Source organism: Cedecea sp. B1(4) (assembly GCF_059414925.1).
Window position 1 is genome coordinate 759,348 of record NZ_JCAHMZ010000002.1, and the last position, 20,910, is coordinate 780,257.

Annotated in this window: 22 protein-coding genes; 6 read left to right on the forward strand and 16 right to left on the reverse strand. The window is 55.4% G+C overall.

The genetic code is table 11. The features are described 5' to 3' along the window. Positions 1 to 4: 4 nt before the first annotated feature. The 3 genes from ACR6JA_RS06935 to ACR6JA_RS06945 all read right to left on the reverse strand — a co-directional run bounded on the left by ACR6JA_RS06935 (position 5) and on the right by ACR6JA_RS06945 (position 2,398). Positions 5 to 454, reverse strand: coding sequence for a hypothetical protein (locus ACR6JA_RS06935; protein WP_166873950.1), 450 nt, complete (start codon positions 452 to 454; stop codon positions 5 to 7). 442 nt (positions 455 to 896) lie between these two features. After that, positions 897 to 1,286, reverse strand: a complete 390-nt coding sequence (locus tag ACR6JA_RS06940) for a VOC family protein (protein ID WP_250153542.1) — start codon at positions 1,284 to 1,286, stop codon at positions 897 to 899. A 170-nt stretch (positions 1,287 to 1,456) separates the two neighbouring features. Next, positions 1,457 to 2,398, reverse strand: coding sequence for a LysR family transcriptional regulator (locus tag ACR6JA_RS06945; protein WP_494493182.1), 942 nt, complete (start codon positions 2,396 to 2,398; stop codon positions 1,457 to 1,459). Positions 2,399 to 2,538: 140 nt separating this feature from the next. Here ACR6JA_RS06945 and ACR6JA_RS06950 point away from each other — a divergent pair, with 140 nt between their 5' ends. Both ACR6JA_RS06950 and ACR6JA_RS06955 read left to right on the forward strand, forming a co-directional pair. Continuing rightward, on the forward strand, positions 2,539 to 3,942 hold the full coding sequence (locus ACR6JA_RS06950) for a DHA2 family efflux MFS transporter permease subunit (RefSeq protein ID WP_494493183.1): 1,404 nt from the start codon (positions 2,539 to 2,541) through the stop codon (positions 3,940 to 3,942). A 56-nt stretch (positions 3,943 to 3,998) separates the two neighbouring features. Then, positions 3,999 to 4,469, forward strand: a complete 471-nt coding sequence (locus tag ACR6JA_RS06955) for an SRPBCC family protein (protein ID WP_494493184.1) — start codon at positions 3,999 to 4,001, stop codon at positions 4,467 to 4,469. A 16-nt stretch (positions 4,470 to 4,485) separates the two neighbouring features. Here ACR6JA_RS06955 and ACR6JA_RS06960 read toward each other — a convergent pair whose 3' ends face one another. After that, entirely contained in the window at positions 4,486 to 5,109 is a 624-nt protein-coding gene (locus ACR6JA_RS06960) for an ECs1377 family protein (protein ID WP_494493185.1), read from the reverse strand. Between the two features lie 11 nt (positions 5,110 to 5,120). Beyond that, on the reverse strand, positions 5,121 to 5,603 hold the full coding sequence (locus ACR6JA_RS06965) for a GNAT family N-acetyltransferase (protein ID WP_213714123.1): 483 nt from the start codon (positions 5,601 to 5,603) through the stop codon (positions 5,121 to 5,123). A gap of 98 nt (positions 5,604 to 5,701) precedes the next feature. On the opposite strand from ACR6JA_RS06965, the gene dsbG reads away from it, so the two are divergent. Then, positions 5,702 to 6,466 (forward strand): thiol:disulfide interchange protein DsbG, encoded by a 765-nt coding sequence (gene dsbG / locus ACR6JA_RS06970; protein WP_494493186.1) that lies wholly within the window; start codon positions 5,702 to 5,704, stop codon positions 6,464 to 6,466. 3 nt (positions 6,467 to 6,469) lie between these two features. Here dsbG and ACR6JA_RS06975 read toward each other — a convergent pair whose 3' ends face one another. From ACR6JA_RS06975 to ACR6JA_RS06995, 5 genes are all read right to left on the reverse strand, one after another. After that, entirely contained in the window at positions 6,470 to 7,405 is a 936-nt protein-coding gene (locus ACR6JA_RS06975) for a zinc-dependent alcohol dehydrogenase family protein (RefSeq protein ID WP_494493187.1), read from the reverse strand. 91 nt (positions 7,406 to 7,496) lie between these two features. Next, positions 7,497 to 8,021, reverse strand: coding sequence for a GNAT family N-acetyltransferase (locus tag ACR6JA_RS06980; protein ID WP_166873978.1), 525 nt, complete (start codon positions 8,019 to 8,021; stop codon positions 7,497 to 7,499). Positions 8,022 to 8,277: 256 nt separating this feature from the next. Beyond that, positions 8,278 to 8,757 carry a GGDEF domain-containing protein gene (locus tag ACR6JA_RS06985; RefSeq protein ID WP_494493188.1) on the reverse strand — a complete coding sequence of 160 codons (480 nt, stop codon included), beginning with the start codon at positions 8,755 to 8,757 and terminating at the stop codon, positions 8,278 to 8,280. 57 nt (positions 8,758 to 8,814) lie between these two features. Then, complete coding sequence (locus tag ACR6JA_RS06990; protein WP_494493189.1) at positions 8,815 to 9,867, reverse strand: diguanylate cyclase; 1,053 nt, start codon at positions 9,865 to 9,867, stop codon at positions 8,815 to 8,817. An 84-nt stretch (positions 9,868 to 9,951) separates the two neighbouring features. Continuing rightward, positions 9,952 to 11,433 carry a sensor domain-containing diguanylate cyclase gene (locus ACR6JA_RS06995; RefSeq protein WP_494493190.1) on the reverse strand — a complete coding sequence of 494 codons (1,482 nt, stop codon included), beginning with the start codon at positions 11,431 to 11,433 and terminating at the stop codon, positions 9,952 to 9,954. 316 nt (positions 11,434 to 11,749) lie between these two features. Here ACR6JA_RS06995 and ACR6JA_RS07000 point away from each other — a divergent pair, with 316 nt between their 5' ends. Then, positions 11,750 to 11,872, forward strand: a complete 123-nt coding sequence (locus ACR6JA_RS07000) for a hypothetical protein (protein ID WP_254902675.1) — start codon at positions 11,750 to 11,752, stop codon at positions 11,870 to 11,872. 9 nt (positions 11,873 to 11,881) lie between these two features. Here the strand turns inward: ACR6JA_RS07000 and glsB are convergent, their stop codons facing one another. The 3 genes from glsB to ACR6JA_RS07015 form a co-directional block, all read right to left on the reverse strand. Next, a complete protein-coding gene (gene glsB / locus ACR6JA_RS07005) occupies positions 11,882 to 12,808 on the reverse strand; it encodes a glutaminase B (protein ID WP_008459016.1) in 927 nt (308 codons plus the stop codon). Positions 12,809 to 12,877: 69 nt separating this feature from the next. Continuing rightward, positions 12,878 to 14,479, reverse strand: a complete 1,602-nt coding sequence (locus ACR6JA_RS07010; RefSeq protein ID WP_494493191.1) for a methyl-accepting chemotaxis protein — start codon at positions 14,477 to 14,479, stop codon at positions 12,878 to 12,880. Positions 14,480 to 14,681: 202 nt separating this feature from the next. Beyond that, the gene (locus ACR6JA_RS07015) at positions 14,682 to 16,073 is read right to left on the reverse strand and encodes an aldehyde dehydrogenase family protein (protein ID WP_494493192.1); all 1,392 of its coding nucleotides are present in this window, start codon (positions 16,071 to 16,073) and stop codon (positions 14,682 to 14,684) included. Between the two features lie 101 nt (positions 16,074 to 16,174). Here ACR6JA_RS07015 and ptrR point away from each other — a divergent pair, with 101 nt between their 5' ends. Continuing rightward, the gene (ptrR, locus tag ACR6JA_RS07020; protein WP_494493193.1) at positions 16,175 to 17,044 is read left to right on the forward strand and encodes a putrescine utilization regulator PtrR; all 870 of its coding nucleotides are present in this window, start codon (positions 16,175 to 16,177) and stop codon (positions 17,042 to 17,044) included. Here the strand turns inward: ptrR and ACR6JA_RS07025 are convergent, their stop codons facing one another. After that, positions 17,045 to 17,881 carry an SDR family oxidoreductase gene (locus tag ACR6JA_RS07025; protein WP_494493194.1) on the reverse strand — a complete coding sequence of 279 codons (837 nt, stop codon included), beginning with the start codon at positions 17,879 to 17,881 and terminating at the stop codon, positions 17,045 to 17,047. A gap of 122 nt (positions 17,882 to 18,003) precedes the next feature. Beyond that, positions 18,004 to 18,795 (reverse strand): PhzF family phenazine biosynthesis protein, encoded by a 792-nt coding sequence (locus tag ACR6JA_RS07030; RefSeq protein ID WP_213714091.1) that lies wholly within the window; start codon positions 18,793 to 18,795, stop codon positions 18,004 to 18,006. A 196-nt stretch (positions 18,796 to 18,991) separates the two neighbouring features. Here ACR6JA_RS07030 and ACR6JA_RS07035 point away from each other — a divergent pair, with 196 nt between their 5' ends. Continuing rightward, positions 18,992 to 20,191 (forward strand): sugar transporter, encoded by a 1,200-nt coding sequence (locus tag ACR6JA_RS07035; protein ID WP_213714088.1) that lies wholly within the window; start codon positions 18,992 to 18,994, stop codon positions 20,189 to 20,191. A 46-nt stretch (positions 20,192 to 20,237) separates the two neighbouring features. Here ACR6JA_RS07035 and ACR6JA_RS07040 read toward each other — a convergent pair whose 3' ends face one another. Next, the gene (locus ACR6JA_RS07040) at positions 20,238 to 20,906 is read right to left on the reverse strand and encodes a MarC family NAAT transporter (protein WP_213714085.1); all 669 of its coding nucleotides are present in this window, start codon (positions 20,904 to 20,906) and stop codon (positions 20,238 to 20,240) included. Between the last annotated feature and the right edge of the window lie 4 nt (positions 20,907 to 20,910).

The following is a 20,910-nucleotide window of genomic DNA, read 5'->3' on the forward strand; positions in this document are numbered from 1 at the left end:
CACGCTATTTATTGATGCCAATAACCAGCACGGTTGATTTCTTACATTGATTATCCTGGCAAATACCGGAGAACCAAATCTGCCCTTTGCCGATAGCGAGCCCCTGATAATTCGCAAAAAGATCCTGATATTTCTGCGCGTTAACCACCGCCACCAGATCCGGCGTAAAAATGGCGTCATAGTTTTTAATGAACTGCTGCGGCGTTTTGATCTGCACTTTTTTACCCGCCAGCGCGATCTTTATCGGATAAGAAATTAGCTTTGCCACTTCCGCTTTATTCTGCGCGGCAATCTGCGTTTTAAAATTATCAAAAAACGCATGATAGTTTTCATGCGAGCTGAATAACTTATCTAAATTCGCGTCCATTGCCTGCTCGGTAGCGGCCCACAGGGTGCCAGACCAGATCAGGGAGGAAGCCAGACACAGCCTGGCGAGTAGCGACGTAAACCTCATATAGACCACCTCTTGCCTTAAATATCATTGAATTATCGTATTTATAGAATTTTAACTTTTCAGTCTGAAACACGCTTTAAGTGTTAATAAAGCGACAGTCGTTCCCTCGGCGGCATCATATATGATATAATTTTGACCAATCGATTGATTTTAAATAAAAGTAAATAAATTGTATTAATATGAAACAACTTTTGCTGGCCCTTTGCCTTTTCACTCCCTTCAAAATATCCCTGGCGTCCGTCAGCGGAAATTTCGACGTGAGAATGACGATACTCCCCAAGCCAATGCCGCCTAAAGTGACTAAAATTAAGCTTTCAGCAGATACGGTGATGATCATTAATGAATGGTAGGATTTCATTCATCAAGTCGCGCCCGGGATGCACATCCGTTTCCATTAAAAAGCCGCTGACGGTCTCCCGCAGCGGCTTTTTTTATGACTGATTCAGGCTATTCCCGGGCCTGGATTATCGACTCTCTGACCGACGTCTATCCGGTTCCCATCCGGGTCGGCAAACACAAACGTCCGCAGGCCGTAATCTTTATCCTGAAGCCCCTTCACGATCCTGGCGCCTGCCTGCTGACAGAGAGCAAACAGCGCCCCGATGTCATCGACCAGAAGATGGGCCACCGGAAAATGTGCGGCCCGATGCTGTGGCTGGAGCGTAAGATGCAGCTCGCTTTCCCCCTGCCGGAGAATAACAAACCCAACGGGTTCGCCGTTCTCGAAACGCTTCGTGAAGCCTAAAACGCCCACGTAAAACGCCAGTGCGGCAGACATATTTTTGACAGGCAACGTCGCGGCAATGCGGCCAAATCCAACTGCTGAAGGCATAATCATCCTTATAGTTAAGAAACGAACCCATCGCGCAGACGGTGCCGCAGCCATGCGTTTCTGTGTCGATGCCGGACGGTGCCAGAGTGGTCCTTATCATAAACGCCAGCATCACCCTGCGCCAGCGTTCGCTAATGAGAATAATGTCGCGGACAAACGCGGCGTTCCCCCTATGAAGACAGATCGCCTGCCCTTTGTCGGCAGATGTTTAGTACCAGCTGCCGCAGCCAGCGGTGCGCGAGGTCTGCATCTGAACGCGGGTGCCACATTTGGGACACAGTAATGGCTCTCGTCTTCACCGGCAGCTCAAACATTGCCAGCCTCGCGTTCTCTCCCTCGACCGCCAAAACTGGCTGATTCAGCAGGAAAGAAGCTGGCACCAGCGCAATAAGATCGGACGCCTGCGCGACCTTTAGCGACGCAGGAAATGACGGCACTATGGCGGCAATTTTGCGCATCAGCCCTCTTTCATCGAGGGCATCATCTACAGGCCCGCGAGTTGAACGGAGACGCCGGGAGGCCACCACGTGCCCGTACGAAAGATACTGCTCGACGGTAACCTCAGGCAGAGCGGCCAGAGGATGACTGGCGCGCACCACGCCAACAAACCGATCGCGGAATAGCGCCTGGAGCCGTATTTCTGGCCCCATTTCGCCCACGACGCCGATTTCGAGATCGACCAGGCCCTCACGCAGATGCCGGGGACCTTTTTCAGGTTTGGAGGTGAAGCACAGCTGCACCCGAGGCGCTACAGCCGCCGCAGCAGTGATAAGCGCAGGCGCAAAGGCTTCGATAAAACCATCGTTGGCCCGGAGGATAAACGTGCATTCCAGGGTTGAAAGCGTGAGCTCTGCCGTGGACGGGCTCAGCAAAGCACGAGCCTCCAGCGCCGCGTTTCTCGCACGCTCGCGAATAGCTTCGGCATAGGGCGTCAGCACCATATTTCTGCCCGCTCTGACCAGTAGCGGATCGCCGGTTGCAGCCCGCAGGCGGCTCAGCGTGCGGCTCATCGCCGACGCGCTCAGCCCGAGGCGTCGCGCGGCACCGGCCACGCTGCCTTCCGCCAGAAACGTATCCAGCGCCAGCAGCAAATTCAGATCGGGGTCATTCATTCAGGCATCCTGTAAAAAGATATGGCGTTTGGTGCAACTATTATCTGCATATGATGCGTCTTCCGCCTCTCTTTAAGTATCACTATATTTGCAGCACTGACAACCTGAGACTGATGACCGCGCAGCGGGAAGGAATAACGATGGAATTATTTTCAAACCAACCGGGGGATGAGGGCCTGCCGGGCCGTCCGCGTATGATGGCGATGCTTGCCGTGATGACGACGGTCACAATGGCGGTGTTCGATGGCTCAATGGTGAACATCGCGCTGCCAAAAATCGCCCGCGCACTCGACGTTTCCGCCAGCGACGCGGTTTGGGTCGCGAATGGCTATCTGCTGGCTGCCGCCATGACGCTGGCGATTTTTGCTGCGCTGGCGACCCGGCTGGGATTCAGGCAAATTTTCGTCTTTGGGCTGAGCCTGTTTACCCTGGCATCCGCGGGCTGTGCGCTTTCCACCTCGCTCGAGATGTTGGTTTTGATGCGGATATTGCAGGGCATCGGCGGCGCGGCGGTACTGAGTATTTCCCCGGCAATCCTGCGATCGGTTTTCCCCACCCGCCTGCTGGGCAGGATACTCGGTTTGAACGCCTTCTTAATCGCTACCAGTACGGCCATAGCGCCGCTCCTTGGAGGAACGCTTCTTTCGACCTTAGGCTGGGAATGGCTTTTTGCGGTTAATTTACCGTTAGGCATTGTGGCGCTTTGGCTCAGCCTCCGCGTCCTGCCGGGGGAAAAGGCCCCCCATCCCAAGCCCTTTGACTACGCCGGTGCGTTTCTGTCTGCTCTGCTGCTGGGCGCGCTGATCGTGGCCGCCGACAGCTTTACTAAAAGCGGAGGTATTGCCCAGGCGGTGGCTTATAGCCTGACGGCATTGTTGGCGGGCGCGGCATTTATCTGGCGAGAACGCCGCGCCGCTCAGCCCCTGCTGCCGCTGACGCTGTTCGCCTCCGCGCGATTTTCGCTGGCGGCCCTGACGTCTCTGATTTCGTTTATCGGGCAAGGGATCACATTTATCGCCCTGCCGTTTTTATTCCAGAACGTTTATGGCTACAGCGCCTTTGCATCGGCCCTGCTCTTTACGCCCTGGCCTGTGGGAATAATGCTCGCAGCGCCCCGGGCCGGGCGACTGGCCGACAAACATTCTCCGGCGCTTATCGCCACCACAGGCTTAGGCGTGTTTGCTCTTGGCCTGATACTTTTAGCCCTGTTGCCCGGCCACGCTCAGGCATGGGACATCGGTTTACGGAGCCTGGTATGCGGCATTGGCTTCGGTATTTTCCAGAGCCCCAACAACCGGGAAATGATGGCTAACGCCTCACGAGAAAATAGCGGCTACGCCTCAGGCATACTGGCCATTATGCGAACTTTCGGCCAGTGTCTGGGGGCGGCCATCGTCGGTATTGTGCTGGCTATTTACGGAAATGCCGCCTCGTTTGAATCGCAGGCCATCACCCTCAATCTTTGGCTGGCAGCCGGAACGACGTTACTGGCTGTAGGCTTAAGCGGCCTGCGTACCCGGCAGCTACAACGGCAAAATAGTTAGCCGTAGAAAGGATCCTCAGCCAGGCTATACGAGTACCCACTCGGCGAGGAAATACTATGAATCTGGATGCTGAAACCGATTTAAAACTAGAGCGCATTATTGATGTTCCCAGGCAGCTGGTCTGGGAGTGCTGGACCCAGCCGCAGCATATCAGGCAGTTCTTTGTGCCCCGGCCTCATAGCGTAACGTCCTGTGACATAGCTCTTCGGGTTGGCGGACGTTTCAATACGGTGTTTAACGTCGACGGGAATGAAATGCGTAATAACGGTGTCTGGCTGGATATTGTGGACGGTAAAAAGCTGGTGTTTACCGATGCCTACGGCGAAGACTGGAAGCCTGCTGAAAATCCGTTCATGACGGCGATCCTGCTTCTGGAAGATGCGGACAACGGCAAAACGCGCTACACGGCTATCGCCCGCCACCGTACACCAGAAGCCCGACAGGCTCATGAAGAAATGGGTTTCTTCACCGGCTGGAATACAGTAGTCGATCAGTTGGTTGAGTACGCCAAAGGCCTGAGGCGTTAATGCTGCCTACAGCTCATTACAAACTGTAGGCAGGAATGGGGCGGAGCGTACCCGTCAGGCTATCGAAGACCATACGTTCCGCCGTCACAATCGCCATACCAGATTGCCTCAGCACGGAGATATCGGCGGCGATGCGCTGTAGCCCAAACCAAAACAAACCATCAAGGGCGTTGACCTGAAGCCCGCCTTCCAGGGCGATTTTCAGCCGCTCTCTCGGGTTTCTTACCTGCAGCGCGATCTGCTGATAGGCCGTTGCTGGCGTGCCGCCCGGTTCGATTCTACGTATGCGATTCGAAAAACGATAGCGGAAGGCATCCGGCACGGCGCTGAGATCGTCTTTGATGCTGTAGACTTCCCCGCGCTTATTGTCATTGATCGTCACGCTCTTTTGGTTAAGCTGCAGCTCAGCGCGCAGTTTATCGATCAGCTGCGGCGCCCGCAGAAGCAGCAGCCGAAAAGGCAGTTCGAAGCTGGTCACGAAGTCCACGTTAAGCAACGCCAGGCGCAGGCGCTGCTCCGCATCCTGAGGCTCTCTCTGGAACTCCTCCTGGACTTCCTCCCACTGGCGGCTGAGGCGCGGCGACGCTTCTGTTTCAGTGAAACTGTACTTTTCAATCTGGTAATCAATGCGGTCGTTCATGCAGACACCTTTCACATGTCAGGATCCAGCTCGCAAACCATCTCATAGCAACGCAGCAACGTGCCGCTGCGCGACATAGGATAAAGCCCCTCTTTCACCACGCGAAATCCCTGCGTCAGGTAAAAGTCACGGGCGTTTGGCGTGGAAGAAAGCGTTAGTCGGCTCATTCCCCTCGATTTGGCTTCCTGCTTGATGGCCTGAAGAATCTGTTTGGCCAGCCCCCTGCCAGTCCATGCCGGTAGGGTAAAAATGGCTTCAACCGAACCGTTTTTCAGATCCAAAAATCCCGTAGCCACCGGCTCGCCGTTTTCATTATCCGCGACAAAAAAGGGATTATTGATAATTTCATTTCGGTAACCCTCGGGCATCTCATCTGGCGTCCATGCGGCCAGCACATCCTCCGGATAAGTGTCCCGACAGCCAAAACGAATGGCTTCGTTTCTTATTGTCCACAGCGCCTGAGCTTCATTAAGCGTTGCTCGTCTGACCATCATGAAATGCTCCGTTACTTAAAGGAAAGTATGTCTGATGACTTAACGCAAAAAGGAATGTTACCCTTTGAAGAAAATAACATTTAATTAAGGACCGCTCGATGAAAAAAATATCTGCCCTGTCCGTTTCTCTGGCCCTGCTTTTTAACGCTTCGGCCTTTGCCGCTGATGCTAAACTGCCTGCGCCAATAGCCGCCCTGGAAAAACAAGGCTTCGAACTGAAAGGGGAATTTAAAGCACCGGGCGACCTGCAGGGGTATGCGATGCAGTATCAGGGGCAAGGCACAATCGTATACCTGACGCCGGATAAACAGCACGCCATTATGGGCAACATGGTCGATGCCGAAGGGAAAAACCTGAGCGACGCGGAAGTGGAGAAATTTGTCTATGCGCCAATGGCAAAAGCCATGTGGCAAAACCTTGAGAAACACCGCTGGATCGCCGCCGGAAGTGAAAAAGCCCCGCGTATTGTCTACGTATTTGCCGATCCTTACTGCCCGTACTGCACCCAGTTTTGGGAACAGGCTCAGCCCTGGCTAAAATCGGGTAAAGTTCAGCTCCGCGTGCTGCTCGTCGGGATGCTGCGCCCGGACAGCGGTCAAAAAGCGGCGGCAATTCTGATGTCGAAAGATCCGGCCAAAACGCTCGCCGACTATGAGAACAGCAAAGGTAAGCTTGCGCTGCAAAAACCGGAGAAAATAGATCCGGTTATCGGGGAAGCCCTAAAAGATAACCTGACGCTGATGGACGATCTCGGCGGCAATGCTACGCCCTCAATATACTACCTGAATGCCGAAGGCCGCCTGCAGCAGCATCAGGGCATGCCGGATGCCGAAACGCTGAATACCATCCTCGGCGATAAATAACACTTATAGCTTCAGCAGCGGTTTGCGCTGGCGGCCAGGTTCACGGAACAGCGCCAGCGCCTGCCGCCACTCCTCCAGCGCATACACCGCCACATCGGGCTGCTGCGTTTGTAGCAACAGTTCCCAGAGTGAGATAAACCAGCCCTGCCATTCTGCAACCGGCGTGACCGCCAGCGTATCGCGCAGATGAAATCGCTGTGCGGTGATGTATTTCCCGCGAGGAGAAAACGCTTTCCCACTCAGTAAACCGTAAGAAATCAACGCCCCATTCGGATTGAGGTGATCGAGCATCAATGTGGCTAACTCACCGCCGACGGCGTCATACACCACGTCAACCCGGCCAGCGGCCTCGGCAATACCGCGGCCATCATCCATATTGAGCGGGATAACACCTGACTTGAGCAGTGCCGGTAGATGCTGCGCCGAGCGGTAAACACCATAGACTTCCGTGGCGCCCTGCCTTTTGGCCCACTGCGCCAGTAAACCAGCACACGTTGACCCTGCCGCCGTAACCAGCACGTTTTTTCCCGTTACGGGCCACTTTTTCAGCATTAACCAGGCCGCCAGAGGATTGATATACCCGCGCGCCGCAAGCTCATCCGGCACGCTGTCCGGCACGGGCACGGCCCACTGAATCGGGCAGTCAGCCCATCGCTGCCAGGTGCCTTCCCCGCGCAGAGGCAGCACACGCTTACCAATCCACTCCGGAGAATCCGCCTGCTCAACAATGCCGACGCCTTCGTACCCGGCAATACGCGGCGGAAATACCCGGTGGCGATAAGCCCCGGTCACGGGAATAAGATCTGAGGGATTAACAGGCGCGTAGTGCATGCGCACCCGGAGCGTGCCGGAGATAAACGGCGCCAGCGGCGTTTGTTCGAGGGTTAAGACCTGTTCAGGTTCGCCAAACTGCCGGAACCAGAGGGCTGCGTTTTCCATACTGAATGCCTGCAACTGCCATATTGCAGGCACTATATCACGCCTGAGTCAGCATAAACGCATCGAATAAGTGACACCGTCACTTATTGCGTCATAAATTACGGTAGTAAAACGTCGTGGAGCACGGGCTACCGTCCGGCATTAACGCATAATGAGGGAGATCCCCCACGCGCTGCCAGCCCATACCCTGGTAGAATATCTCCGCATCGCTGCCGGTGGCGGTGTCCAGTACCAGAACTGATTTTCCCTGCGTGGTGGCAACGGCTTCCAGATAAGCCATCAGGCGCTGGGCAATGCCTTTCCGCCGCGCCACGCGATGAACCAGAAGTTTGGCCACATCGGCCCGGTGCGGCTGATTTTCCGGCTGGCTGGTGATCAGCTGCACGGTGCCCACAATGCGCCCCTGCCCATCTTCCGCCACAATCAGCGTGCGTTCTCCCCGCGCCACGCTCTGGCCAACCTCCCCCCAAAACGCCGCGGCCTTTTCCGGTGCCAAAGGATGTAAAAAGCTGACCGAAGCCCCACCAGCCACACAATCAATCAGTACATCCGTTAATGATGCAGTTGCGGCAGCAAATTCACAGGCCTTCAGGGAACGAATACGATACTCGGGCACAGCGACTCCTGAACAGTGGTTAAAAGTTATGTCGGAATATTACCGGACATAATAATAGACCAGCTTACCCGGTAACTCAGGAACCCACTATTCAGAAAAGATATGGATGGGCGGTTTGGGGGGATGCGGTTTTCGTTCCAGAAGAGAATGTTTCCCTTGCTGTAGCCAATGAGAGCGCATCAGGAGACATATCCACTCAGGGTGTTAATTCCATTCCACCATAAGGAATTATGATTGCACCGTTCGTCTATGCTTTTCATAATTTTATCCTGGCCGCTGCCCCAGCCTGGCTGGCTTCAGCTATCACATCCTCAAGGCTGAGATGTCGCCGGGGGTCGTACTCCGCGCTTCCCCAGCTAAAGAAGAGCATCCAGCGATTATCTGCTCGCTGATTAAAATCGGTCACTTTGCCCTGCAGGTGCTGCATGGCGATAAATGCCCCTTCTTCATTCGTCCCGTTAAAAAGCAGAACAAACTCATCGCCGCCCGGCCTGGCGATCAGATCCGTTTCACGGAAAGAAGAACGCATAAGTTCTGAGAAAGCGACCAGCGCACGATCGCCCTGCTCATGGCCCAAACTGTCGTTAATCTGCGCCATCCCGTCAAGGTGGATAAATACCAGAGAAAGCGGCTCAGCCCGGCGGTTAGCGCTCCCCGTGGCGTATTGCCCCAAAAACATAAGGCCTTGACGGTTCAGCAGGCCTGTCAGCTCGTCGGTCATGGTGGTATCGAGCATCTCATCCTCCGGTGCAGACTCATCATAGGGTCTGCTTAAAGTTTAGATGATCATTACTCAGGCGGCGTAAATGCGGTTTTTCCCGGCACGTTTTGCGTTGTAGAGTGCATCATCTGCCGCTTTTAACCATTCGGCGGCATCCGGCATCTGTTTTGTCGCACAGGCAATCCCGATACTCAGGGTGCAGAACGCATTTTTTTCAGGCAGGACTCGAACATTAATGGACTCCAGCAGGATCCGCTGGGCAATACCTTCGGCTTCCTCCAGGGAGGTATTCGGCATCAGGACCACAAACTCGTCCCCGCCAAGACGTGCCGGCGTGTCGCTGGAGCGAGTGACAATCCGCAGCACGTCGGACACCGCCATCAGAATGGCGTCCCCCACTTTATGCCCGAAACGGTCATTCACTTCTTTGAAATTGTCTATGTCGATAAACATCAGCGCCGAACTGCCGCAGGCAATGCGCAACCGCGCCAGCTCATTACTGATTTTTCTTTCCAGCAGGCGGCGATTGGCAATCCCCAGCAGGGGATCCATCATGGCAATGTTTTCCAGCTCGCGGCTCTTTTCCCGCAGCTTCAGCGCTATCGAAGCCGTCAGCATACTGAGCGCGATAGTGTAAACGGCAATGAGCGGCAGCGTGGCGTACATTGTCCGGGCAGAAACCGCCGGAGTAAACGGCATCCCGTGGCTTATCCAGGTCAGCCCAAACGCAAGCAAGATTGCCAGCATCGCCCGCTTCATCAGCGGTTTTCCCCCGGCGGCCAGTCGGTCGGAAACCAGAATGGTGATAATCACCACCGACGGCAGCGCGCTGAGCGATATCATCGCAATCCAGAAGCCCCCGGCTGCCGCGTCGATCACCAGGTTTTGTTTTTCACTCTTGACGGGAGAAGCAGAAAAGCGCGCTTTTAACAGCGCCACGTGCGGCCAGACAAAAGCGTTAACGACCAACAGCGCCATAACTGGCACAGAGGACTGCTGCTCATTCAGTACCGAAAAGAGGGGCAAGAAGCACAGAAACGTCCCCAGCATACGCATGATATACATGCGATTAACGAAGCGAGAGCCGTGAGTTCTGGGATTTTTGTGAGGATCGGGTGTACGCATAAATATCTCAGGCAAACGAACCAGCCACGACAAACTGCACGGGCATACTACGCGATAATAAAGGATCCGAAGTGAACATGGCTATTAAGAATCACTCATGTGCGAGGCCGGAAACACTTCAGCGTGGAAGCTACTCGCGCTGGTTTTATTGCGCCCCTGCCGCTTCGATAAATACAAATACTTATCCGCTTCGGGAATAAGCTGATTAAAGGTTGCTTCCAGCGTGTTATTACCCAGCGCCGCCTCAGCCAGGCCAATACTGACGGTGATAAACAGCGATTGTTCTTCGTAGTGAAAAGTACTGACTTCAATCGTTTTGCGGATCTGCTCGGCAATCTCAAAACCCTGCTGGTTATCCCGAACCCGGCACACCACAACAAACTCTTCCCCGCCGATGCGCGCCACCATTCCTCGCTCACCTACGGTGTCCAGCACTCTGCTGGCGAAAGAGGCCAGCACGGTATCCCCGCATTCGTGGCCCCAGCTGTCATTGATTCGTTTGAAAAAATCAATATCCAGCAGCATCACGCACAGCAGCGGCTCTTGCGGAGTTGGTTGATGCCGCCCGCTGCGCTTGAGTGCTTCAAACAGCCCGGAGCGGGAATAAACGCCCGTCAGGTAATCATAGTCGGCGCGCAGCGAAGTCTGCTTAATCAGCTGATTAATGGCATCCACGCTGATGGAAACAATCAGGGGGCAAATCGCGATAGTGGCAATGCCCAGGCGCGCCGAGAACATCTGATCGACCAGCAGCAGCGGCTGTTCGGAATGGAGATTAATTGCCGCATGGGCCACCAGCACAATTTCCACCCCGCCGGTAATCAGCGTCAGCAGCGCAGTAACCGGGAGGGGGTAGCGAATAGCGCACCAGATAAGCGCAGGGAGCGGAAATGCCAGGCTCCCCGCCCCGCCGATAATCATCGCCGTGCAGACTGCAATCACCACGGAAAAAAACGGATACATGTCTGACGGCACGATTCCGGTCAGTTTCCGCCAGGAAGGCCAGCTGGCGGTCAGTAAACAGGGCAGCATCAGCACGCCTGTTGAAAACTGCTCGCTCACCCAGTCAGCATAGAGCGGCATAAACTTTTCATGGTAATCGCCGCTTATCCCCAGCGATCCTACCGCGCCAAATAATGAAGATAATACGGCGGCAATCAGCGAAAAGTTAAAAATATTAAACGCATTTAGCGCCCAATTACTCTCATCCATATTGCGCGAATAGCGCAGCAATAAACGGGCGGCGGTGACAATAAACACCATATTTGAAAAGTTGATGATCGTCGACTGCCAGCCCCACTGGGTGGTAAAGGCGTCATAAACCAGCATTGCCGCATAGCAAATAAAATAATAAATGGCTTTGTTCAGCCACGGATTACGCACAAATATGGCGGCCAGCACCGCATTCAGCGGCCAGAATAGCGAAAGATCGTTAACCAGCCGAAGCGAAGCGCCAAAGAAGTAAAATAGCGTGGTAAGCGCAAAAACACTGATCGCATTTAACAGCATTTTATCGGGGGAAAAGAATGAAAACTTAGGTCGATTAACCATGCTATCCTGGTTCATATCTATTCATCACCGCTGAAAATAAATAGCGCCATCAGGTGATTGCGAAAATAAGCATTAGCTTAGCATGTTTACCCCGCTAACAATCCAGGGCGTTGAGAGAAAGAAGAAAATTCACTCAACTCGCCAGCGTTCCGCATGAACTATTAGCCATAAGTTAAATTTTTGCCACCTTCTCCGCCGCCTTTTGTCAACGGCAGGCTTTGTGGCTAAAAATTCAGACTTATTGCCGGGGAATAATTAGCAGCCTCAGGTTTAACCGATGTTTAACGTCGCTGCCTTATAGTCCATAAACGTAGGATTTCCCGGAGCTGAAATGCGTAAAACACCCTGGGCGGAACGACTCATCATTACCGCCATAATGCTGGCCGTGCTGGCCACCGTTAGCCTGGTTGGCGTGCTATGGTTGCGCATACCGGGATTATTATTATTGCAATAACTGCGTCGGTTAAAAAATAGAGCGCCCGATGCGCTGAGAGAGAATTTCCAGCGCGGCCGTTCCGGCCAGTGAGTTACCGGAAGCATCCAGCTCCGGGCACCACACGGCAATAGACATTTCATTCGGTACGTTGGCAATAATCCCGCCACCCACGCCCGATTTCCCCGGTAACCCCACGCGATAGGCAAATTCCCCCGCGCCGTCATACATGCCGCTAGTGATCATCAGCGCATTAATCTGCCGAGCGTGTTGAGCAGAGATCACCGGTTCAGCAATGTGCAGAGCCCGCCCCTGATTGGCCAGAAATAAAAACGTTTTGGCTAACTCCAGACAACTCATTTCCAGCGCACAGTAATGGAAATAGGTTTGCAGCACCGTAATGACATCATTCTCAAAATTACCAAATGACTTCATCAGCCAGGCAATCGCGGCATTGCGTGCCGAATGCTCAAATTCAGACCGCGCCACGCGTGTGTTGTAGACTAAATCGTCGGCGCCGGAGAGCGCCCGCACGACTTCCAGCATCCGCTGTTTGGGCGCGCTGAGGCGGGTTTGCAGCATGTCACATACCACCAGCGCACCGGCATTAATAAACGGATTGCGGGGTTTGCCCTGCTCAAGCTCAAGCTGTAACAGAGAGTTAAACGGCTGGCCGGACGGCTCTTTGCCAACGCGCTGCCAGATTTCAGCTTCATCATAGCGACCCATCGCCAGCGTCAGGCTCAGCACTTTAGAGATCGACTGAATAGAAAAACGCTCTGACGCATCCCCGGCGCTGAAGAACTCTCCGTCCACGGTGCAAATAGCAATCCCGAGCTTATTGCCGGAAACCTCTTCCAGCGCCGGAATATAATTCGCGACCTTTCCTTGACCCAGCAAAGGGCGAACCTGGTCGAGGATCTCTTCCAGTAACTGATTGTTTAATTGAACCGGCACCGTGCGCTCCTGAGGCATATGTTAAGCGGCGAAAGTATACCAGAGCCACGGGCCGATAATAAGACGAACTCAGGCGGTCATTTGAAAGCGAGCGACAGCTTTTTCAAGGCGTTGGGACTCATCCAGCAAACGTTTTGAGGTATTAGCCGAGGCCTTAATCAGCAGCCCGGTCTGGCTCACCGCCTGATTAAGCGTGGTGATCCGCGCCGTGACGTGATGCACGCTGGCGCCCTGGTCAACGGAGGCGCTGGAAATTTCATTCAGCAGCCCGCTCAGGCGGGTCACCTGGGCAATCACATTTTTCAACTGCGCCTCCAGCTCTGAGACGGCTTCGCTGCCTTGCTCAATACCCTGCAGCGAGTTATTGATCAACGACTGAATATTTCTGGTCGACTGACTACTCTGTTTCGCCAGCAGGCCAACTTCACGTGCCACCACCGCAAAACCTCGCCCCTGGTTGCCCGCATGAGCCGCCTCAATGGCGGCGTTTAGCGCCAGGATATTGGTCTGGAAAGCAACGTTATCAATCATCGCTACAATGCCGCGCATCTCAGAGGAACGGGTCACAATATCCTGCATTGACGTATTCACCGTATGCATCATCTGGTCGCCGCCTGCCACCATCTCACGCGCTTCGTCCGCGCGCTGGTTCGCCTGAATAGCGTACTGGCTGTTTTCCTGTACTCGGGATTCCAGCTCGGTGATATGCAGCGTAACTTTCTCCAGCTCCTGCTCCTGCTGTGAAGAGTGGGTAGACAGCTCGTTATTCCCTTCCGCAAGCTGGCCAATATTGCTTAACAGAATGGCCGAGGATTCCCGCACCTCTTGCACCAGTTGCTGAATGCCCTGCTGCATTTCCAGCACGCTGCCGTGCAGCTGCTTCACCTCGCGATTAACCAGTTTTCGCTCAGCGGGGAGCCGCGACAGATCGCCGGCGGCCAGAATATGTAAATGTTCGATAAGGCTGCGCAGCGGGCGAATCACCCAGCGAGCCACGCCCAGCCAGACGGCAATCGCCACGACCAGTAATATACCCAGCGCGATAATAAACAGCGTTTGCGCCTGACTCAGGCTGTTCAGCAATGTGTGGCTGGCCGCAGCTGTTTGCTTCTCGCCTTCGGTCTGATAGCGCGCGTACTGCTCGTTGAAATCGGACTGGAAAGCCTGAATCGGCACTTCAAAGAACGCATCGATGGAGGCCTTCTTTTGCATCCCTTCCAGCTGTTCTTTTAATCCGCCGAAGAACAGCTGATAGCTGTTGGCCAGGCTCTCGCTGCCCGCAGGGTGAAGTTGCTGCCAGGCGGCAAAATTCTGCTGCGAAACTTTCAGGGAGGCGTCGGCCTCATCCACCAGGCTGTTCCAGCTGCCGACCGACCCGGTCTCTTTGTCCTGCATAAAGTAAACGCCCGCCCGGTTCAGCAGGTCACTGGTCATCAGCAGCGAGGTTCTCGCCTTCTCCATGACCACCTGCTGCTGATGCAGCTGGTTATTTTCGAGGACGCTCTGGCGGGTTTCATGCAGGATGTTGGACAGGGACACGGTAGAGAGAATTTGTAGCACGGAAAAGAGTGCGATAACGCCAACCACCCCGCTCAGCAGCCCGAACTCACGAGGGCGACGGGCAACCAGCCTGAAGGGATTTAAACGGCGAAAAATTTGACTTATGTTCATGATTTTCTTCAGTAACACAACGATGCCGCGAGTGTACTGAGCGAAAATGACAGAATTATTTCATTCTCATGACAAACAAGGCCACCTTCACGGCGGCCTTACTTTTTACTGATTGTGCGGGCATAAACCAGCATAACGTCTGCCCTTACCGGGGAAAACAAGTATTATTCCTCCCCGGCAAGCCGACGTCAGGCGGGCTAAACTAGCGCCTGTCTTTCCACACGGTCTGAATATTACAGAACTCATGCAGCCCGAAATGGGAAAGCTCGCGGCCAAACCCGCTCTTTTTCACCCCGCCAAACGCCACGCGCGGATCGCTGGCGCTATAGCCGTTGATAAACACCCCGCCGCATTCGAGGCGTGCAGCCATCTCCAGCGCCAACTGTTCGTTCGCGGTATAAACCGTCGCGGACAGGCCATAATCGCTGTCGTTTGCCAGCTCAAGGGCATGCTCGCTGTCGCAGGCGACGGTAATCGCGGCCACCGGGCCAAACAGCTCCTGGCGGAACGCGGTCATCTCTGGCGTGACATTAGTGAGCACGGTCGGCGCATAGTAGTTGCCCTCGCCAGGCAGTTTATCCCCGCCGATCAGCAGTTTTGCGCCCTGCTTAAGTGACGTTGTCACTTGTTCATGCAGCTCATCACGCAGATCGTAGCGCGCCATCGGCCCAATGCGATTAGCTTCTTCCTGCGGCGTACCAACCTCATAGTTTTTCAACTCGGCAATAAAGCGGTCAGTAAAGGCTTCGGCAATCCCGGCTTCAACGATAAAGCGTTTCGCGGCGGCGCAAACCTGCCCGGTGTTCTGGAAACGTCCGGCCACGGCGGCCTTCACGGCTTCGTCGAGATCGGCATCATTCAGCACGATAAACGGGTCGGACCCGCCCAGCTCCAGCACGCATTTTTTCAGCGCGGCGCCTGCCTGAGCGCCAATCGCTGCGCCTGCTCTACCGCTACCGGTCACGGTGACGGCTGCCACGCGCGGATCGTTTATCGCCTGGCTAACCCCTTCTGGCGTCACATTGAGCAGTTCGAACAGAGAAGGCACGAACCCCGCATCAACAAACATCTGGCGAATGAGTTCGGCGCTGCCCATCACGTTTGGCGCATGTTTCAGAATATAGCTGTTCCCGGCCAGCAGAATCGGCACCGCCCCACGCAGCACCTGCCACAGCGGAAAGTTCCACGGCATTACCGCCAGGATCGGCCCCAGCGGACGGTATTCAATCACGGCCTTATTGTGTTCAACCTGAGTCGCTTCCGCCCCCAGCATGGCCGGGCCGTGCTCGGCATACCAGTCGCAAAGGTTAGCGGACTTCGCCACTTCAGCGCGTGCCTGCAAAATAGGCTTGCCCATCTCGGCGGTAATCATTTGTGCCATTGCCTCGCCGTGTTTACGCACCGCCGCGCCCAAATCACGCAGCTTCTGCGCACGTTCGTTAAGCGGGGTAACGCGCCAGGCGTTAAAAGCCTGCTGGTTACGTGCCAGCGCGGCATCAATCTGCGCTGCGTTCTCGAAAGGATAAACCGCAATGCGCTCACCGGTAGCGGGATTGCGTGAAATGGCGTGGGTTTGCCCGGTTACTGATTGCATGGTGGTGCCTCGACAGGTGAATGAGATGTTAACAGTAGCCTTGAGGCACAAAGTTTAAAAATGAATAATACTAAGCAAACCCTTCACGATTTGAGAAAGCTATGGATCTCACTCAGCTGGAAATGTTTAACGCCGTCGCGGAAACCGGCAGCATAAGCGCCGCCGCGCAGCAGGTACACCGCGTCCCGTCGAATCTCACGACCCGCATCAAGCATCTGGAGGCCGACTTAGGCGTGGCGCTGTTCATTCGCGAGAACCAGCGCCTGAAGCTGTCCCCGTCCGGCCACAGCTTCCTGGCCTACAGCAAGCGCATTCTGGCGCTGGTAGACGAAGCACGCATGGTGGTGTCCGGCGATGCCCCCCAGGGCCCGCTGGCACTGGGCTCGTTAGAAAGTACGGCGGCGGTGCGCATTCCTGGCGTGCTGGCAAACTTTAACCAGCGTTACCCGAGAATCCACCTTTCTCTCACCACCGGACCTTCCGGCGACCAGATTGACGGCGTGCTCGAAGGCCGCCTCGCCGCCGCCTTTGTTGACGGCCCGGTGCTGCATCCTTCTCTTGAAGGCGTGGCGGTGTACCGTGAAGAAATGACTATCGTCGCACCTGCGGATCATGCCCCTATTCTCAGCGGGGCCGACGTTAACGGCGAGAGTATTTACGCTTTCCGGGCCAACTGCTCCTACCGCCGTCACTTTGAGAGCTGGTTTCACGACAGCCAGGCCATGCCGGGCAAGATCCACGAAATGGAGTCTTATCACGGGATGCTGGCCTGCGTCATTGCGGGCGCAGGTCTGGCACTGATGCCCCGGAGTATGCTGGAGAGTATGCCGGGCAGCCATCAGGTGAGCACCTGGCCGCTGCCGGACGACAAACGCTATCTGGACACCTGGCTGCTGTGGCGCAGGGACGCCAAAACCCGCCAGTTGGATGCTTTTATCTCGCTGCTGGAATTGCCTTCGCAGGTGCCTTAACTACGCCTTGAGATCCCCATACTTATAAGCGGCGGTCACCCCGCCGTCGATGAGGATATCGCTCCCGCTGATATAGGTGCCGTTCGGGCCAAAGAGAAACTCGGCCAGGGCGCCAATTTCGTCCGGCGTACCGCCTCTTCCCGCCGGGGATTTCGCCAGCATATTTCGGTAGAACTCCCCGCGTTCGACACTGTTCAGCTCGTCATAGGCCAATGGGGTATACACGATCCCGGCACTGATACAGTTGATTCTCGCGCCTCGCCGCCCCCATTTTACCGCCTCGACCATCACCCGCAGCGCATTACCCCGTTTTGACAGCTGGTAGGCATACAGGCTGTCGTCAATGGCTTTGACTCGCGGTAATTCCAGCAGCTGTTCCGGCGGCAGCGTTGCCAGATCGTCGGCCTCGGCCTGCGTCAGCGCGTCCACATCCAGCCGGTGGCTGGACTGCGAGCCCATCACCACCCCGGAACCTCCCGCGCCAATAACCTTCCCAAACGCCTCAAACACCACTGCCGTCCCGTAAAGATCGACCCGCAGAATATCCTGAGCGGCAGCCTGGGAAGGTGAAAGCCCGGCGGTGTGGATCACGCCCTTCACTTCTCCGTGGCCACAAGCCAGACTCACGAGATTTTGAATCGATTCCCGTGAGCGAACATCAACCACGGTGGTGCTGACCTGGAAACCCGCCTGCTGCAACGTTTGCTGCGCAGCCTGGCTATTTTTCGGCGTGATATCGGCCAGCAAAATATGTTTGCCGGTGCCGACGCGGCGGGCAATCGCCTGAGCAATTGACCCGCTGCCGATAACAACAATAACGTTCTGGGAAGAAGGCATGTTTTTCTCCTGAATAATGGAATGCAATAAGGCTAGCACGCACGGATTGCTTAATAATCGCCTCCGACGTGCTAGCCTTTATGAACTGCATTCATTAATTCCGGGGAATTTTACCCGGCAAGTTAGCGCAGCAGCACTTTCCCCACCAGATAGGTCACGGCCTTGCCGCCAATCAACACCCGGTCGCCCTTGTACTGACAGCGCAGATCGCCGCCGCGGTAAGAGACCTGCCGCGCCAGCAGATGGGTTTTATTCAGCTTATCCGCCCAGTAAGGGATCAACATGCTGTGAGCGGAGCCGGTGACAGGATCTTCCGGCACCGATTCTCCCGGGCAAAAGAAGCGGCTGACAAAGTCATACTCGCTTTCGCCTGCGGCGGTAATACAGACCATTTTCTCCAGCGGGATCATGGCGTTGATATCGGGCTGAATCGCCTCAACCTGCGCCTGACTTTCCAGCACCACCATATAATCACGCCCGACGCGCATCTCTTTACACTCGCTAATACCCAGCGTGGCCAGCAGCTCGGGCAGCGGCGTAATCGGCTGCGTTTCCCAGGCCGGGAAATCCAGCGTCAGCCACTCACCGCTACGCGTCACGGTCAGCGGGCCAACAAAACGCGTGCTGAAACGGATCGTCGCCTCCGGGTAATCCAGATGCTCGAAAATAACGTGGGAGGCCGCCAGCGTAGCGTGCCCGCAAAGGTTGATCTCCCCCTGCGTGGTGAACCAACGCAGCTCAAAGCCCTCATCCGTGGTCACGAAAAAAGCCGTTTCCGACTGATTATGCTGCTGCGACATTTTCAGCAGCGTTTCATCCGGCAGCCATTCGCTGAGCGGGCAAACCGCCGCCGCGTTGCCGCCAAACGTTGCGTCTGCAAAGGCGTCTACCATATAAAAGTCAATTGCTTGCATTGGCGTTACTCCTGCTTTTCATTGTTATTTTCTTCACCTCTACCATGACATACTCGCCCGAACTGTGCTGTTTTTTTTCTACCGTACCCAGGCGCTAGCCCCAAATGAGACATAAATCACAAAATGGGTTGTGTCGTCGATCTGATGGTTTTATGATCGCCCCATTCCTACCCCTTATTTACCTGCATATTCCCTTATGACAATTGCTACCGTTTCGCGCAAAACGGCGTGGCTGCGGGTCGTCACTCTCGCCGTCGCCGCCTTTATTTTTAACACCACCGAATTTGTGCCCGTCGGCCTGCTGTCCGACATTGCGCAAAGCTTTGGCATGGAAACCGCGCAGGTCGGGATCATGCTGACTATCTACGCCTGGGTGGTGGCCCTGATGTCGCTGCCCTTTATGCTGATGACCAGCCAGGTTGAACGTCGCCGCCTGCTGATTAGCATTTTCCTGCTGTTTATTGCCAGCCACGTGCTGTCGTTCCTCGCCTGGAACTTTACCGTGCTGGTGATCAGCCGCATTGGGATTGCTTTCGCCCACGCCATTTTCTGGTCGATTACCGCTTCCCTGGCCATTCGCATGGCTCCGGCGGGCAAAAAAGCGCAGGCGTTAAGCCTGCTCGCCACCGGCACGGCACTGGCAATGGTGCTAGGCTTGCCGATCGGGCGTATCGTCGGGCAGTATTTCGGCTGGCGTACCACCTTCTTCGTCATTGGCGTCGTGGCGGCCATCACGCTGTTTTGCCTGATGAAACTGCTGCCCAAACTGCCGAGCGAACATTCTGGCTCGCTGTCGAGCGTGCCCAAACTGTTCCGCCGCCCGGCACTGGTCAATATCTATGCCTTAATCGCGGTCGTGGTCACCGCGCATTACACCGCCTACAGCTATATCGAACCTTTCGTCCAGCAAATTGCCGGACTTAGCGCTAACTTTGCCACCCTACTTTTACTGCTGTTTGGCGGCGCGGGCATCATCGGCAGCGTGCTGTTTGGCAAATGGGGGAATAAATACGCTTCAGGACTGGTGTCCGGCGCAATTGCGCTGATGGCCGCTTGCCTGGTCCTTCTGCTGCCCGCCGCGCAAAGCGAACTCACCCTTGCCGGGCTCAGCCTGTTCTGGGGCATTTCAATTATGATCGTGGCCCTGGGGATGCAGGTTAAAGTCCTGGCCCTGGCGCCGGATGCCACCGACGTGGCGATGTCGCTGTTCTCCGGGATCTTTAATATCGGCATTGGCGCGGGCGCGCTGGTGGGGAACCAGGTCAGCCTGCATATTTCCATGTCAGATATCGGCTTTATCGGCGCGATTCCGGCGCTTATCGCGCTGGTCTGGTCCATTCTGGTGTTCCGCCGCTGGCCGGTAGCGCTGGAAGAGCAGTCCCAGCCTACGCATTAACAAAAATGCCCTCATTACGAGGGCATTTTTTTCCAGCGCGCTCAAATCAGGCGGGATAAGTTTTAATAATTTCCAGCACGCCGTTAATAATAAACTGCACGCCCATACATACCAGCAGGAAGCCCATCAGGCGGGAAATCGCTTCAATGCCGCTTTTACCCACCATTCGCATAATCGCACCGGAGCTTCGCAGGCTGGCCCAAAGAATCACGCCCACGGCCAGGAAAATCAGCGGTGGCGCAACGGTAATGACCCAGCTCGGGAAGTCAGATCCCGCCCGCACCGTGGACGCGGAGCTGATAATCATCGCGATGGTGCCAGGCCCTGCCGTGCTCGGCATCGCCAGCGGCACAAAAGCGATATTGGCTTCCGGCTCTTCGCTTAACTCTTCCGACTTGCTTCTCGCCTCCGGGGATTCATGTGCTTTCTGCTGCGGGAACAGCATACGGAAGCCGATAAAGGCGACGATCAAGCCCCCGGCAATACGCAGCCCGGGAATCGAAATCCCGAAGGTGTTCATCACCACCTGCCCGGCGTAGTACGCCACCATCATGATGGCGAACACATTCACCGAAGCTATGAGTGCCGTGCGATTGCGCTGCCGGCTGTTCATGTCCCCGGAAAGCCCAAGGAACAGCGCCACGGTGGTGAGCGGGTTCGCCAGCGGCAGCAGTACCACAAGGCCAAGGCCGATAGCCCTGAGTAAATCCATCATATTT